Annotated in this window: 12 protein-coding genes; 11 read left to right on the plus strand and 1 reads right to left on the minus strand. The window is 46.7% G+C overall.

From position 1 onward, the window contains the following. Positions 1 to 1785: an efflux RND transporter periplasmic adaptor subunit gene (locus ACXAGK_RS06435; protein WP_474854988.1), complete on the plus strand. Its 1785-nt coding sequence runs from the start codon at positions 1 to 3 to the stop codon at positions 1783 to 1785. After that, positions 1778 to 5035, plus strand: a complete 3258-nt coding sequence (locus tag ACXAGK_RS06440) for an efflux RND transporter permease subunit (protein WP_474854990.1) — start codon at positions 1778 to 1780, stop codon at positions 5033 to 5035. The genes ACXAGK_RS06435 and ACXAGK_RS06440 overlap by 8 nt, the downstream gene beginning before the upstream one ends. A gap of 113 nt (positions 5036 to 5148) precedes the next feature. On the opposite strand, the gene ACXAGK_RS06445 is transcribed toward ACXAGK_RS06440, so the two are convergent. Next, complete coding sequence (locus ACXAGK_RS06445) at positions 5149 to 6375, minus strand: dipeptidase (protein ID WP_474854992.1); 1227 nt, start codon at positions 6373 to 6375, stop codon at positions 5149 to 5151. 394 nt (positions 6376 to 6769) lie between these two features. On the opposite strand from ACXAGK_RS06445, the gene ACXAGK_RS06450 reads away from it, so the two are divergent. The 9 genes from ACXAGK_RS06450 (at position 6770) to mraY (ending at position 16501) form a co-directional block, all read left to right on the plus strand. After that, positions 6770 to 7540 carry a SapC family protein gene (locus ACXAGK_RS06450; protein ID WP_474854994.1) on the plus strand — a complete coding sequence of 257 codons (771 nt, stop codon included), beginning with the start codon at positions 6770 to 6772 and terminating at the stop codon, positions 7538 to 7540. Positions 7541 to 7699: 159 nt separating this feature from the next. After that, positions 7700 to 8524: a hypothetical protein gene (locus tag ACXAGK_RS06455; protein WP_474854996.1), complete on the plus strand. Its 825-nt coding sequence runs from the start codon at positions 7700 to 7702 to the stop codon at positions 8522 to 8524. A 424-nt stretch (positions 8525 to 8948) separates the two neighbouring features. Then, the gene (gene mraZ / locus ACXAGK_RS06460; protein WP_024016783.1) at positions 8949 to 9407 is read left to right on the plus strand and encodes a division/cell wall cluster transcriptional repressor MraZ; all 459 of its coding nucleotides are present in this window, start codon (positions 8949 to 8951) and stop codon (positions 9405 to 9407) included. Continuing rightward, entirely contained in the window at positions 9404 to 10345 is a 942-nt protein-coding gene (gene rsmH / locus ACXAGK_RS06465) for a 16S rRNA (cytosine(1402)-N(4))-methyltransferase RsmH (protein WP_474805347.1), read from the plus strand. The genes mraZ and rsmH overlap by 4 nt, the downstream gene beginning before the upstream one ends. Beyond that, a complete protein-coding gene (gene ftsL / locus ACXAGK_RS06470; protein ID WP_118492788.1) occupies positions 10342 to 10677 on the plus strand; it encodes a cell division protein FtsL in 336 nt (111 codons plus the stop codon). The genes rsmH and ftsL overlap by 4 nt, the downstream gene beginning before the upstream one ends. Next, positions 10674 to 12449 carry a peptidoglycan D,D-transpeptidase FtsI family protein gene (locus ACXAGK_RS06475; protein ID WP_474805348.1) on the plus strand — a complete coding sequence of 592 codons (1776 nt, stop codon included), beginning with the start codon at positions 10674 to 10676 and terminating at the stop codon, positions 12447 to 12449. Before ftsL ends, ACXAGK_RS06475 begins: the two co-directional genes overlap by 4 nt. Continuing rightward, on the plus strand, positions 12439 to 14019 hold the full coding sequence (locus ACXAGK_RS06480) for a Mur ligase family protein (protein WP_474854999.1): 1581 nt from the start codon (positions 12439 to 12441) through the stop codon (positions 14017 to 14019). Before ACXAGK_RS06475 ends, ACXAGK_RS06480 begins: the two co-directional genes overlap by 11 nt. Continuing rightward, a complete protein-coding gene (locus ACXAGK_RS06485) occupies positions 14016 to 15425 on the plus strand; it encodes a UDP-N-acetylmuramoyl-tripeptide--D-alanyl-D-alanine ligase (RefSeq protein ID WP_474855001.1) in 1410 nt (469 codons plus the stop codon). Before ACXAGK_RS06480 ends, ACXAGK_RS06485 begins: the two co-directional genes overlap by 4 nt. Beyond that, complete coding sequence (gene mraY / locus ACXAGK_RS06490; protein ID WP_014950432.1) at positions 15419 to 16501, plus strand: phospho-N-acetylmuramoyl-pentapeptide-transferase; 1083 nt, start codon at positions 15419 to 15421, stop codon at positions 16499 to 16501. Before ACXAGK_RS06485 ends, mraY begins: the two co-directional genes overlap by 7 nt. The last annotated feature ends 18 nt before the right edge of the window (positions 16502 to 16519 follow it).

Below are 16519 nucleotides of genomic sequence, written 5' to 3' on the forward strand. Positions count from 1 at the left end.
ATGACATCTTCAACTCAACCTGCTCCAGATACAAAAAGCACGCTAATAAAAGGCTTGCTAATAGGTCTGCTATTTGGCGGCCTGTTAGCGTTCGGCTTGGCCTCACTACTGTTGTCTGATTCATCAAAACACGGAAATGGTGAAAGTGCCCACAGCGGAGTAAACACCCACAGCGATAAAAGTGCCCACAGCGATAATAAAGCCCCTTTATATTGGGTAGCGCCTATGGATGACAGCTATCGCCGTGACAAACCGGGAAAGTCACCGATGGGAATGGACTTAGTGCCCGTATACGCCAATGACGATGCAACATCTGCGAAAAGTAATGAGCGTTCGCCTGGTACCGTAATGGTCCCGCCAAATGTACAGCACAATATAGGGGTTAAAGTCGCGCCCGTTACCATTGGAGCACTTCAACAGACTGTAACGGCGGTGGGTAACGTTGCCTACGATGAAGATAGTATTGTGCACATCCACCCTAGAGTATCAGGTTGGGTCGACAGGCTTTTCATTAAATCCCAAGGTGAGCAAGTAGAAAAAGGACAGGCACTTTATACCCTGTATTCGCCAGAATTAGTTAGCGCACAAGAAGAATACGTTTTAGCTCTTAAGCGAGGAGATTCACGTTTAATTGAGGGGGCAGCCGAGCGCCTAAAAACTCTAGGGCTATCAAAGGGCGTTATCGAAGTATTGCAGAAAAGTAGACGGGTAGCACAAACCGTCACATTTAACGCGCCGCAAAGCGGTGTAGTAGAAGCGCTGAATATTCGGGAGGGGTTTTACGTTCAGCCCGGGACAACCTTGATGAGCATCGCACAGCTAGATACGGTGTGGGTGATTGCTGAGGTACCTGAAAAATACGCGCAAATCATAGCGCCTCATAATAGCGCGGTGGTTACCCTCGACGAAATGGACCATGGGTCCGGTGCTAAATGGGAAAGCCACGTAGAGTATATTTATCCGTCTTTGTCAGAAACAACGCGAACCCTGAAAGTGCGCATACCGCTAAACAATAACAATCACACGTTAAAGCCCAATATGTTTGCCCACGTTGGAATAAAGCCTACTCAACGTAAGGCGGCATTACTGGTTCCTCGCAGTGCCGTTATTCGCACGGCTGAGGGCGCAAAAGTGGTACTCAGCGATGGCAATGGCAACTTTAAGTCGGTACGGGTAACGCTGGGGCAAAGCGATAGCACACATTTTGAAGTCGTCGAAGGCTTACTGCCAGAGGATGATGTGGTGGTATCAGCACAATTTTTGATTGATTCAGAATCGTCGAAAAGCAGTGACTTTAAGCGAACGAAAGCGCCCGATCACCAGGCTACGACAACAGGTACTATTGAGGCAATTGAATTGCCGGCTGACACCGAAACGAATGGTGCTTCGAATAACGCAAAGTTAGTGATCGCTCGCGGGCCAATAGAAAAGTGGGGACGGGGACCTGCGACAATGTCATTTGCGGTATCAAAGCATATTGACCTATCTCAGTTCAAAGAAGGCGACAACATCATGTTCACCTTTGTAACTGGCGAAGAATTCACGGTTATTGATATGCGAAAGCGTAGTGAACATGCAATGGACAAGAGCATGGTTCATGGCACAGAGCACAGTAATCATAAACATGATGCGGGCGAGCGGAAGGGCGATGGAGAGCAAAGCGATGCTCATGAGTCCACGGTTTGTAAGTCAATGGCCCATAAATCAATGGAGCATAAATCAATAGAGCATAAGTCGGCAGAACAAAAATCGATAAATCATAAGGAGCATATGCACCATGATTGAATCGGTAATTCGCTGGTCGGTAAACAATAGAATACTGGTATTGCTGAGCGCTATTATGCTCAGTATTGCGGGTGTCTGGGCGGTGAAAAACACCCCCGTTGATGCTATCCCTGATTTATCTGATGTCCAAGTTATAGTGAAAGTAAACTATCCCGGTCAGTCGCCGCAAGTGGTGGAAGATCAGGTGACGTTTCCTCTCACCTCTGCGCTAATGTCAGTGCCTGGCGCACAGACGGTGCGAGGCTATTCATTCTTCGGCGATGCCTACGTATATATAATCTTTGATGACGATACAGACATGTACTGGGCTCGAAGCCGCGTTCTGGAATACCTAAGCCAAGCGTCTTCGCAACTTCCAGAAGGCGTGACACCCCAGCTAGGTCCAGATGCGACAGGGGTAGGTTGGGTTTACATTTATGCGTTGGAAAACGATGCTAGTCAGCCAAATGCGCTAGATGCCGGTGAATTAAGGGCGTTGCAAGACTGGTTCTTAAAGTTTGAGCTTCAGTCAGTTGAAGGCGTATCTGAAGTGGCGTCTGTTGGAGGGATGGTTAAACAATACCAAGTTATTGTCGACCCTGAAAAATTACGTGCCTATAACATTCAGCCATCCATGATAGACATTGCCCTTAAACGGGGTAACCGCGCGTCAGGCGCTTCGGTTATTGAAATGGCCGAAGCAGAGTACATGGTTAGCGCGCAAAGCTATATTCAGGGCATTGATGACATACTGGCGTTGCCCACAGGCGTTATCAAAGACGGTGTTAGCATAACGATTAACGATGTAGCACAAGTGGTAGAAAGCCCGTTGATGCGCCGCGGTATTGCTGAACTAAACGGGAATGGCGAAACCGTGGGTGGCATTATAGTGATGCGCTATGGCGAAAACGCAAAAGCCACTATCGATGCGGTTAAAGCTAAGCTGGATACATTAAAAGCGAGCTTGCCGGAAGGGGTGAATATCGTCCCCGTTTACGATCGCTCTACCCTTATTGATGAGTCCGTCGATACCCTCACCAATAAGCTAGTGGAGGAATTGCTGGTTGTTGGTTTGGTATGCGCTATCTTCTTGTTTCACTTACGTTCATCTATGGTTGCGCTGATCAGTTTGCCTATTGGCATTCTCGCCGCGTTCATCGTAATGAAACTGCAGGGACTTAATGCCAACATCATGTCTTTAGGTGGCATTGCTATCGCTATTGGTGCAATGGTGGATGGCGCTATTGTTGTGGTTGAAAATTTACACAAACACATTCATCAGCATGCTGTTTCATCAAGTCAGGGAGCCTCAGCAAGTCAGGGAGCTTCAGCAAGTCAAAGAGTTTCAGGGAGCGCCCAGTCGCGAACATCTCTACCAGCCTCTGCGCCAACACCTGCAAAGCTTTCGGCAGCCAAACGTTGGGAGTTGGTGATTAAGTCGACCACCGAAGTTGGTCCAGCTTTATTCTTTGCGCTCCTAATTATCACCGTATCCTTTATTCCTGTTTTTGCGTTAGAAGCACAAGAAGGGCGTCTTTTTGCGCCTCTTGCCTTCACCAAAACCTATGCCATGGCAGCAGCTGCGGCGCTCGCAATTACCTTGGTACCTGTGCTGGCGGGTTATTTCGTGCGCGGAAAAATACGTTCTGAAGCCCAGAACCCGGTAAATCGAGCTTTAGAACGTGTGTATCAGCCATTGCTGACGCGGTTGCTTAACTACCCACGGACCACCTTGTTGGGAGCATTCTGCTTCTTGCTTTCCATGTACTGGCCGTTAAGCCAACTAGGTAGTGAATTTATGCCCGAACTGGACGAAGGAGATTTGATGTATATGCCTACAACCTACCCGGGTATTTCAGTGGGTAAAGCCAGAGAGCTTTTACAGCAGACGGACAAGCTTATTGCAACCTTGCCCGAGGTTGAAACGGTATTCGGGAAAATTGGACGCGCAGATACGGCCACAGACCCTGCACCATTGACCATGATTGAAACCTTCATTCAGCTTAAACCGAAAGCCCAGTGGAGGGCGGGCATGACCACTGAAACGCTCAAAGAAGAGCTTAACGCTCTGGTGCAATTTCCTGGGCTGACCAATGCGTGGGTAATGCCAATTAAAACCCGCATCGACATGTTGGCAACCGGGATAAAAACCCCTGTTGGGATCAAGATTGCGGGGCCTGACCTAGCAGGCATTGAAGCCATAGGAAAGGATATTGAGATACTGCTTAAAGACCTGCCCAATACAGCATCAGTATACGCTGAGCGTGTGGTGGGTGGCCGTTACGTTTATATCGATATCGACAGGCAGTTGGCGGCGCGTTATGGCATGACGATAGACGATGTTCACAGTATTGTGGGCTCGGCAGTGGGCGGCAAAGTGGTTACGCAGTCAGTGGAAGGGCGTGAGCGTTTTCCTATTGCCATGCGTTTTTTACAGCACTACCGCGATACGCCTGAATCTTTAGCATCCATGCCTTTCGTCACGCCAAGCGGTGTTCACATTACCCTTGGAGATGTGGCAACTGTGCGTATTGATGACGGGCCGGCGGGGATTAAAAGCGAAAATGCCCGATTAAATGGGTGGGTATATATTGATATCTCGTCAGACTCGGCCACAGGCATTGACTTAGGGGGCTATGTGGATAGCGCGAAACGCCATTTGTCACTGAACCTCGATTTGCCCACTGGATACTCCATCACGTGGGCGGGGCAGTTTGCTTACCTTGAGCGCGCGAAAGCAAAACTGTCGCTGGTTATACCGCTAACGTTAGCCATTATCTGCCTTTTGCTTTATCTGGTATTTAAACGTCTTCGCGATGTGGCACTCATACTTGCTACCTTACCGTTGGCGCTGGTGGGCAGTGTGTGGTTGCTTTACCTTCTTAACTTCAATCTGTCGGTGGCGGTAGGTGTTGGGTTTATTGCCTTAGCAGGTGTAGCGGTAGAAATAGGCGTTATCATGCTGGTCTATCTAAACCAATATGTATCAGAAGCACTTACTAAGCACGCAACAGAAAGTGGCAACACCAAAAAAGATGAGCTTGTGAAAAAGGCTATTGTCCATGCCGCCTCGGCAAGGCTTCGCCCTGTTATGATGACATCGCTTTCTATTATTGTTGGCTTGTTGCCTGTGCTTTATGCCACTGGAACCGGAAGTGAGGTGATGCAGCGAATTGCGGCGCCTATGGTAGGCGGTATGGCGAGTGCACTGGTATTAACGCTGTTGGTATTGCCAAGCGCGTTTTACTTAATTGTGTCAAGCAAGAAATAATGGAGTTGAAAGTGCAAGATTGAAAGTGCAAGATTGAAAGTGCAATAGACTAGATAAAGTATGGGGAAGCGATAACACGCTTCCCTACGCTTCATTTTTAAAGTGTTGCCCGATTAATGCTCTTCCGCGTGCTTTTCCGCATAATCTTCCACTTGTTGCCAAACGCGCAAAAGGTTTCCACTCAATATCTTTTCAATGTCGGTACGGCTATAACCTCTATCCAGCAATCCTTGTACTAAGTTTGGAAAACTCGCTACGTCTTTAAGTCCAATGGGTAATGAGTCACCTACACCGTCATAGTCTGAACCAATACCTACATGATCAGCACCAATCAGTTTTACCACGTGATCGATATGGTCGAGCACTTCATCAAGGGTTGAATAAGGGTAAGGTACTTCTTTGCGATAATTCTCTTCGAAGTTCTCTAGCTTAGGGCTATCTTCGCCTTCTTTTTCAATCAGCGCCTTGCGCGCAGCCGTAAGCCCTCTACGCCACTTGCCGGCTTCTTTAGACACAAAACTTGAACCAAAGTTAATCATAATTACACCGCCATTTTCGCCGAGTTTTTTGATCATCTCGTCGTCCATGTTGCGCTCAAAACCAGGAGTAAATCGGCGCAGTGAAGAGTGCGATGCAATGACCGGGACTTTCGTTAATTCAATAACTTGGTAAAAGGCGTCGTCAGACACATGGGAAATATCCAGCATGATGCCGATGTTGTTCATTTCGCCCACTAGGGTTTTGCCAAACGGGCTTAAGCCTTTCCATTTTCTACGCAAGTCATACGAAGAGTCAGAGATGTGGTTAGCTTGACTATGAGCGAGGGTGATGTAGCGAATGCCGCGCTCGTAAAAAGCCGTTAGATTCGCCAAATCACCTTGAATAGGAGAACCATTTTCCATGCCCATTGGCAATGAAATTAATCCTTTTTCAAATTGGGCTTTTACGTCAGAAGGGCTTTTAGCAATGGCAAATTTATCCGGGGCGCGGGCAACAATGGCTTCTACTGAATCGATGAGCTCATGGGCAAGTTGGGTAGATTCAGGCGAATTGTCCAAGCTGGCAGGTACATAAATACTCATAAAGGGGGCGTTCAGGCCGCCAGAAACTGCGCGAGGGTAGTCAAAGTCTCCACCTTCAGTGGCTTTAGTAACATCCACCCACTTTTCCTTTACGCGATAGGGAACGTCGATGTGACCATCTACAATAATGGTTTCTTGTGCGATCGTGATAGCTTTTTCAGATGCTGAATAAGTTGAGCTCTTAGCAAGAGAAGAGTGTGAAGCAAAAAGCGCAGAGATAAGTATTGCGCAAGATGAGAGTGGGAAGCGCCCCTTCATAGAAAATCCTTATTTTGTTTTTTTGTCGCTTAGGTCAACAATCGCTAACTTAATAGCAATACGAGACTAAAGGATAATGCACACCGCGACAATAGGCTTTTACTTGCTACGCATTAACCTCAGATTGATCTCGTGAACCCCTAAATTAGTCGATATTGCTCATTTTTAGAGCGCTTGTGCTTGTTTACCTCAAGTTTACATTGCAATAAAAATTTAAAACTTGTTATGGTGAAGACTGCGTGACTTCATTGCGCGAATACGGGATACTCCCAAGCGCTCCGCCAATTATCGATGACTACTAAGCATCAGCGCGGCCGACGTAATTTTTTTAGTGGCACCCGCTCTTCTCACATAATTAAGCCGGGGCCACAGCTAACAAGTATGAGAAATAAATATGGCTATTAATTTTGTACCGCTAGATAAAGAAAAGCATAAAGACCTAAAGGTTGCGGTAAACACATCTTTCAGCTTTGCGAAAAACACACACCTTGCAGCAGCAACTATCCGTGAATTTGCACAACTTGCTGCAACAATGCCGCTAGTGTTCATTGAAGACACCGCATCTAAGCGTCACCACGTTGTGACTATGCTTGGTATGGAACAAGGTCAAAACCTTTTCCTAACTGGCGACAGCTGGAAAGGTCCTCACGTTCCAATGAACATCCTTCGCTATCCGTTTGACGTACGTCCAGACGGCGACAAGCTTGGCGTTTACATTGATGAAAACTCTGACCTTATTTCTGACGATGGTCAGCCTCTGTTTACTGAAGCTGGTGAAGCCAGTGAATTCCTTGATAGCCGTCAGAAGTTCCTAGCAGACCTTGCTAATAGTGAAATGCTAACACAGCGTTTTGTAGCTAAAGTTGTTGAACTAGATCTTCTTGATCCAATTCAAATTCGCCTTACTTACCAAGACGGTAAGCAGCGCAATGTTACAGGCATGATGAGCATTAACGAGAAGAAACTTCTTGAGCTACCTGAAGAGCAAGTACTTGAGCTACACAAACAAGGCTTCCTAGGTGCAATTTATGCGGTAATGATGTCAGTGGGTCAGCTTAATCGTCTTGTTGAGCTTTCAAACGATACAGATAACCCAATTCGCAACATGCAGCTTTCTGCTGTTAAAGCGGAAGAAGCGCCAGCGGAAGCGACGCCAAACGCGTAATCGCTCCTTCATTTTTTAAGTTTAAAAGCCCGCAAAGTTGCGGGTTTTTTTGTACCTTAAATCTACGTTCAGATTTCGTCATGTTTCGTTCAGAAACCGTTAAGTTTTAATACTTTATCTTACACATCGTTCCCAACACATTTTTTAAGGACAAAAGACATGAACATCAAATCTAATAAGCTTTCAACAACGCTAACTGCACTGTCACTCATAACGGCTTCAGTATTTTCAGTCTCAGCAGTACATGCCGCTACACAAAACGAAGTACAAGTTACCGCTGTCGATTTTGAAGGGGTAGATGATAACCTCTACGGTGCTAGATATGTGCGCTACCTTGACGAGGTGAGTGGCGATAGCGGCGCTTACCTTATTAATCCTTATCTACAGCGCGTATCAAGTCTGTCTGGTGGATACGCTAATTTAGACGGTATCGACGTGTTTAATTTAGGTACAACTTTCTATTTCGACGATACGTGGATGCTAGCCATTGAAGGTGCCCATAGTAAATTTGACGACGACTTTGGTGATGAGGATTACACCAATATCGATTTAAAAGTAGGGTTTAACTTATCACGCCAATGGCAAATAGGCGCAGGTGTCATCTATCAGCGTGCCACGTACGACTTTAATGCCGGTGGAGAAAGTTACAGCGAAAGTGAAAATGAAACTTCACCACTCGTATTTACTCGCTACACCACGGTAGGTAATGGGGGAACTGGCTGGGACTTCACCGCCCAGTACATAGCAGACGATGTTGATGTTTTATCAGGAAGTGCACGATACTTCTTTAGCCCAGGTCTAAGTGTTCAAGGCAGCTATAGCTACACCAATGCGCCAGACGGCTTTGACAACTTAAAAACTGTAGGGGTGGCTTTAGATTACTGGGTGAATGAACAATTCTCAGTAGCGGCAAGCTATGAAACAGATATTGATAGCGATATCGAAAGCGACGTAGCGTCGCTCACAGCTTCTTACCGTTTTTAAAGTAGTGCAGCCATCAGCTATTGATAACTAGCGATTATTAACGATGAACTATCAACTTCGGTTGGTAGTTCATTTTTTGCGTTTATTCCTAGATACTTCTTTTAACCTAACCAAAGCATTCAAATTAGATACAAACAGCCGTTCATCGATAAATTTTAAGTTTAATTTTGCCCACCTGAATATTTTTTAATCTTTTTTACGCGCCTAATCATACACTTCCTAAAAATACTGTATATCCAACCAGTTTAATCCCAGTGTTTATGCGGCTTTCACGCCTTTTTTCTACTTGACAGTGGGGATCATTGGTACCTAAACTGTATCTCAGTGGGTAAATGTGGCGAATTGTGGATCAAATCATCATCACTTTGCAGATTAGTACTCAAAAAACAAGAAAACCAAGAGCAAATAATAAAAGGCTAGGGGAATGTTCCGCGGCGCTAACGCAATCAATCTGGATACAAAAGGCAGACTGGCTATACCGACGAAGTATCGTCAGTCGCTGCTGGATGATTGTCAGGGACAACTGGTCTGCACAGTCGATACACAACAAAGTTGTTTGCTGCTTTACCCACTTCCCGAATGGGAAGAGATTGAGCTAAAACTCTCTAAACTTTCAAGCATGATCCCAGCCGAGCGTCGCTTGCAGCGATTGCTACTAGGTTATGCTTCAGAAGGCGAGATGGATAAAAGCGGACGTATTCTTATTCCTACTCCACTGCGAAGTTTCGCAAAACTCTCAAAAGAAGTCATGTTAGTTGGTCAGTTAAACAAATTCGAAATTTGGGATGCCGATATTTGGGCGCAACAAGTTGAAGCTGATATAGACACCGAACGCAAAGGCGAATTTGAACTTACCGAACGATTACAGGACTTTTCTCTATGACGCAGCCTAGCGAATTTAAACACATTTCAGTACTGCTTGATGAGTGCATTGAAGCGCTGGCCATTAAACCGGACGGCATTTATATCGATGCTACGTTTGGACGTGGTGGGCATTCAGCACATATTTTGAAGGCTTTAGGTGAAAATGGGCGTCTCATCGCTTTTGACCGTGACCCGCAAGCAATCAAAGCGGCAGAACGCTTCGCTGAAGATAAGCGTTTTAGCATTATCCATTCACCGTTTGGTGATATGGCAGAAGAAATCGAAGCACTAGGGCTAACCGGTAAGATTGACGGTGTGCTTATGGACTTAGGCGTATCTTCACCTCAACTTGACGATGCTGAACGCGGCTTTAGCTTTCTTCGTGACGGCCCGCTGGATATGCGTATGGACACCTCACGTGGACAAAGTGCTGCAGACTGGTTGGCTAGCGCAGAAGAGCAAGACATAACACAGGTAATTAAAGAGTTTGGCGAAGAGAAGTTCGGCAAGCGCATTGCTCACGCTATTGTTAACACACGTAAAGATACACCTATTACCCGTACTGCTCAGCTTGCCAAAATCATCGATGAAGCCGTACCTGTAAAAGACAAATTCAAGCATCCTGCAACCCGCGCATTCCAAGGTATCCGCATTTATATCAATGCTGAGCTAGAGCAACTTCGCGTGGGTCTTAAAGCTGCCACACAAGTGTTAGCAAAAGAAGGCCGATTAGCCGTTATTTCATTTCACTCGTTAGAAGACCGCTTAGTAAAGCGCTTCATTAAGGATCAAAGTAAAGGGAAAGTTGTACCGCACAATTTACCGATAACCCAAGCTGAAATAGATGCAGATAAAGTGCTCAAAGCTCTGGGTAAAGCAATAAAACCCTCAGAACAGGAGATTGCGAACAACGTTCGCTCCCGCAGTTCGGTATTGCGTGTGGCAGAAAAGTTATGACCAAAGCCATACCAGACAAGGCCAGCACTAATTTCAAATTACTGCTCATTATTGTTTCAGATTTGACCCGCAACAAGTTGCGGGTTTTGTTGTATTTAATGGTTATCACAAGTGCCATGGCAGTGACACTTAGCAGTCATCACAACAGACAGCAGGTCATCGCCCTTGAAGACCTTATGCAAGAGAAAGATGAGCTTGATGTAGAGTGGCGTAACCTGGTGCTTGAACAACGGGCTTTGACCGAGCATAACCGCATAGAAAACCTAGTTGAAAAGCAGTTAGAAATGTATCGTGCCACGGCAGACGATGAAGTAGTGGTGAGGCTGAAATGAGTACATCTGCACTTTCTCGTAAGCGCAACAAGACAGGCGCAAAACAAAATGTAACGCCAAGCCTAGTACACTGGCGTTTTGTGGTTGTGCTTATTGTGATCATGCTAGTGTTTGGTGTGTTAGCCGCAAGGGCTGCTTACATTCAAGTTATTGAACCTGACGAATTGATTCAACAGGGTGACAACCGCACGCTTAGAACCCGAGATATGCCGACCTATCGAGGGCTTATTACCGACCGAAACGGTGTCGAACTGGCGGTAAGTGTTCCTGTCCGCGCCATCTATGCAGACCCAAAAATTATCCATGAAAATAACGGCTTTGAGGAAGAGCGCCGCTGGGAAGCGCTGGCGGATGTACTGCGCCAAGACGTAAATGAATTGAAAGACAAAGTGGCCAACCCCAAGCGCCGCTTTGTCTACTTACAGCGCCAAGTGTCGCCCGCCATGGCAGAATACGTTGATAAGCTTGATATCCCAGGTATCTATCTTCGCCGCGAAAGCCGACGCTACTATCCTACGGGTGAAGTTTCTGCGCAGTTAATCGGCGTAACCGATGTGGATGACACAGGCGTTGAAGGCTTAGAGCGCATGTATAACGAGTGGCTAACAGGCACGCCGGGTTCTCGTAAAATACGCCGCGATGCGAAAGGCCGTCAGGTAGAAATCTTAGAAACTAAATCTGGTGAAAAAGCCGGCGACCTGCAGTTGACTATCGATCAGCGCATTCAAGCACTTGCTTACAAAGAAATTAAAGAAGCCATGATTTACTATCAATCAAGTTCGGCTTCCGCCATTGTCATCGATGTAAAAAGCGGTGATGTATTAGCAATGGTTAACGCGCCTTCATTTAATCCGAACGACAGAAGTAAATTGTCTGCGCATAGAATGCGTAACCGAGTTATTACTGACGCGTTCGAGCCGGGTTCAGCATTGAAGCCGCTGGCCGTGCTTACTGCATTAGAATTCGGTGAAGTTGAGCCTGAAGATTCAGTAAACACCCACCCAGGTTGGATGCGTTTAGGCGGTAGCCTGGTAAAAGATTCGCGCAATTATGGCGAGCTAACGCTAGAAGAAATCATTCAGCATTCCTCGAATATGGGTACATCAAAGCTGGCGTTGTCTGTGCCTAAGCAGTTCCTGCTGGATACCTACTACAACATGGGCCTTATGAGTGATACTGGGCTTAACATGGCAGGCGAGAGCAGTGGTATTTTCCACGAGCGCAGTCGCTGGTCTGAATTTGAGTTAGCCACACTGTCTTTTGGATATGGCATTTCTGTAACCACGGCACAGCTAGGGCGTCTTTACGCTACATTGGCAAACGGCGGTACAAAAACACCACTAAATATCATCAAGTCACCAGAGCAACCTTCGTGGCAAGCTCAATCAGAGCGCGTGATCAGCGAAGAAAATGCAAAAGCCATTGTTCAAATGATGGAAAGCGTAACCCAGCGCGGTGGCACGGCAACCAAAGCTGCAGTTCCAGGTTATCGGGTAGCGGGCAAAACAGGTACCAGCCGCAAAGCAGTAGCCGGCGGTTACGGGGAAGAGTACGTCAATATATTCGCCGGTATCGCACCTGTGTCTGACCCAAGACTAGTAACTATTGTGTTGATCAACGAACCCGGCGGCGATTTGTATCACGCGGGTGATACCGCTGCACCTGTCTTTTCATCGATTATGGGTGGTGCACTGCACATGTTAAACGTTACGCCCGATGACAAGCAGGTTACGTCAAGTCGCTTATTGAAAGGAGGTCAAAGTGGTAGTTAGTGCCTTTATTCAAAGTATTAAAGCCTTGTTAGCAAAATTTGGTGTAGATGCCCCAGATATCCGCATTGAGGGTTTAACGTTAGATAGCCGTGAAGTGAATACGCGCTTAGCGTTTGTTGCAGTTAAAGGGCACGAACGTGATGGTCGCGATTTTATACCCCAGGCAATAAGTTTAGGGGCTCGTGTAATTCTGGCGCAAACTGAAGACAGTAGTACCCATGGTCAAATGGAAATGCGTGACCACAGCGTCATTATTTCGCTTTATGAACTACCGCAAATGCTCTCTGCATTGGCTGCTGCGTTTTATGACTACCCTGCCCAGAAAATGACAACGGTAGCAGTGACAGGAACTAATGGAAAAACCTCTACAGTTCAACTGCTTACCCAGTTAAAGAGCGCGCTAGGTACCCGTTGCGCGAGCATAGGAACTCTAGGGAGCAGTGTGTTTGAAGGCGATGAAACCCAGTGGTCGAACACGCCGGCAGCGAACACTACGCCCGATGCCATACGTATGCAGTATTTGTTGGCAGACTTTGTGCAAAGTGAAGTGCGCCATACGGCCTTCGAAGCAAGTTCTCACGCATTGGTTCAAGGTCGGCTTGGTACAGTGAAAACCGATATCGCTGTTTTCACCAACCTTACTCGAGATCACCTCGATTATCACGGCACTATGGAAGAGTACGGCAAAGCCAAGCGCTTGCTGCTTCAGCAGCCAGGTTTAAAGGCTGTGGTATTAAATGCTAATGATAATGAAAGTAAGAAATGGGATGGCGCAGCAGATAAGACGATTACACGAATCTGGACAGGAATAGACGAAAGTGGTCTGAATGGAAGCGGTCTGGATGAAAGCGGTGAAAGTGAGTTCTTGCGCAAACATAACAATCCACAAAGTCGCCATTGTTTCGCCACAAATGCTTCTTATCATGCAGGTGGATGTAGCTTTGAATTGGTGAGTTCGTGGGGAAGCGCAGCTATTTCGCTGCCACTATTTGGAAAGTTCAATATCAGCAATGTACTTAGCGCTATAGGTACGCTACTCGCTGAAGGTGAGCGTTTTGATGACGTGGTTAACGCGGTAAATGCAATCACGCCTGTACCCGGGCGAATGGAAGTTTTCCCTGTAACGGGTGCTGCTAACTTGGTGGTGGACTACGCGCACACGCCAGATGCACTAGAAAAAGTGCTGCTAAGCGCCAAATTCCACACCGCGGGCAAAGTATGGTGTGTGTTTGGTTGTGGTGGCGACCGTGATAAAGGTAAGCGACCACTAATGGGCCAGGCTGCTGAGTCAGGCGCTGACGCTATTGTGATCACCACCGACAACAGCAGAAGCGAAAGCCCTGAGTCTATTGCTAAGGACATCATTGCGGGCTTAAAAAACTCTGAGCTGGCAGTGTCTATTCCCGACCGCGAGCAAGCTATTCGTCACTGCCTTAAACATGGGCATGAAAGCGACATCATCATTGTGGCCGGAAAAGGCCATGAAGATTACCAAATTATCGGTGACAAAAAGACTAACTATAACGAACGTGCAGTTGTGGCGCGACTGCAACAGGAGTACAGCAAATGATAACAACAACGCTGTCATGGATAGCCGAAAAGGTTAACGGAAAATTATTAAAAGGTGCTGCTGACGTTGAAGTGTCAGCGGTAAGTACCGATACCCGCACCCTTGAAGATGGCGCAGTTTATTTGGCCTTGAAAGGCCCGAATTTCAATGGCCATGATTTTATTTCAACGGCTGAGAAAGCAGGCGCTAGCGCGGTTATTGCCAGTGAAGACGTAGCGACCACGTTACCTGTCATCATGGTTGAAGATACCAAAAAAGCGCTTGGCCTCTTAGGTGCGGCCGTAAAATCACACGTGGCGCCCAAAACGATTGCTATCACCGGAAGCAGTGGTAAAACCACCGTAAAGGAAATGTGCGCGGCTATTTTGGCGCGAAGAGGAAATGTATTAGCCACAAACGGTAACTTCAATAATGATATCGGTGTGCCGCTAACGCTTCTACGCCTTGAGCCTCAGCATGAATACGCGGTTATGGAGTTAGGCGCAAATCACATTGGTGAGATTGCCTATACCACGAACCTTGTTAAGCCGGACGTAGCGACTATCGTAAATGCCGCCGCTTCTCACTTAGAAGGCTTTGGCAGCTTGCTAGGCGTGGCGCGCGCCAAAAGCGAAATTTTCAAAGGCTTAGGCAGTGATGGTGTAGCGGTAGTTAATGTTGATAGCCAGTTTGCTGAATTTTGGCAAGGCAAACTTAAACAGACCAAAACGCTAACGTTTTCGCCCCAGCAGAAAAACGAAGCGGATTTTAGAGCAGAAGATATCACTATTGGATTAGATGGGTGCGCTGCATTCCATTTGGTTTGCCCGCAAGGTGATATGTCTATTCAGCTCACTATTCCGGGTGTTCACAATGTGGGGAATGCCCTTGTTGCTGCTGCGCTAACGCTACAAGTTGGCGCAACTTTAGAAAACGTACGCGATGGCTTACTTGCCATGAAGCAAGTTAGCGGCCGTTTGAATGTAAAACAGCTTACCGAACAAGTTCGCCTGTTAGATGACACCTACAACGCCAACGTGGCGTCTGTTAATGCAGCAATTGATACGCTAAGTAGCTTTTCAGGCATCCGCGTTCTTGTATTAGGCGACATGAAAGAGCTGGGCGAAAAAGCGCGTTATTACCACGAGCAGGTAGGGGAATACGCTAAACAAAAAGGAATTAATTACCTGTATACCATGGGTGTTTTGAGTCAATCAGCGAGTGCTGTGTTTAATGAAAATGGTGGCCATTTCAGCGATGTTGAAAGTTTGTTGGCCGCAATGGAGAGTGATTTGTTAGTGCAGCAGCGCGATATTTCAATTTTAGTTAAAGGTTCACGCAGCTCCAAAATGGAGCGTGTGGTAGAGGCGGTAGAGGCCTCTGCGCTGGGAAAGCACGATAGCCGTCGGGAGCGAATAGCATGTTAATTTGGCTAGCCGACTGGCTGACACAATTCGATTCAGGGTTTAACGTATTTTCATACCTTACCCTTCGTGCAATTTTAAGCACGCTGACCGCGTTACTTATTGCCATTCTTATTGGCCCTAAGATGATTCGCTATTTGCAGCGTATGCAAATTGGTCAAACGGTGCGTGACGATGGCCCGCAAAGCCATTTATCAAAATCAGGCACACCCACTATGGGCGGGTTACTTATACTCGCAGCAATTGTAGTAAGCGGCCTGCTTTGGGCTGACCTGACTAACCGTTATGTGTTGGTAACCCTTACCGTGGTTGTGGCCTACGGTATTATTGGGTTTGTTGACGACTACAGAAAAGTGATCCGCAAAGACTCGAAGGGGCTTATCGCCCGTTGGAAATATTTCTGGCAATCTGTGGTTGCGTTAGGCGTTGCATTCTATCTATACAGCAGCGCAACGATAAGCGCTGAAACCTCGCTACTGGTGCCTTTCTTCAAAGAAGTGTTCCCGCAGTTAGGTGCGTTCTTCATCATTATTACCTACTTTGCCATTGTAGGCACAAGTAACGCGGTAAACCTTACCGATGGCTTGGATGGACTTGCCATTGTGCCCACTATATTGGTGGCAGGTGCATTCGCTATTTTTGCCTATGTAACAGGAAATGCGAATTTCGCTGAATACCTGAATATTCCTCATATTCCGCTTACTAGTGAACTGGTGATTGTGTGTACCGCTATGGTCGGTGCAGGCTTAGGCTTTTTATGGTTTAACACTTACCCAGCACAAGTGTTTATGGGCGATGTTGGTTCACTAGCACTAGGCGGCACATTAGGCGTGCTTGCAGTACTAGTGCGTCAGGAACTGGTGTTAATCATTATGGGTGGTGTTTTTGTTATGGAAACCTTGTCGGTCATCCTTCAGGTAGGTTCTTACAAATTGCGTGGTCAGCGAATTTTCCGCATGGCGCCTATTCACCATCACTATGAATTGAAGGGCTGGCCAGAGCCGCGGGTTATCGTGCGTTTTTGGATCATTTCAATCATTTTGGTATTGGTGGGTCTTGCTACCCTCAAACTTAGATAAGCGGTAAAGAGATAAATC

The sequence above is a fragment of the Alteromonas sp. ABM1_013 genome (assembly GCF_056160505.1).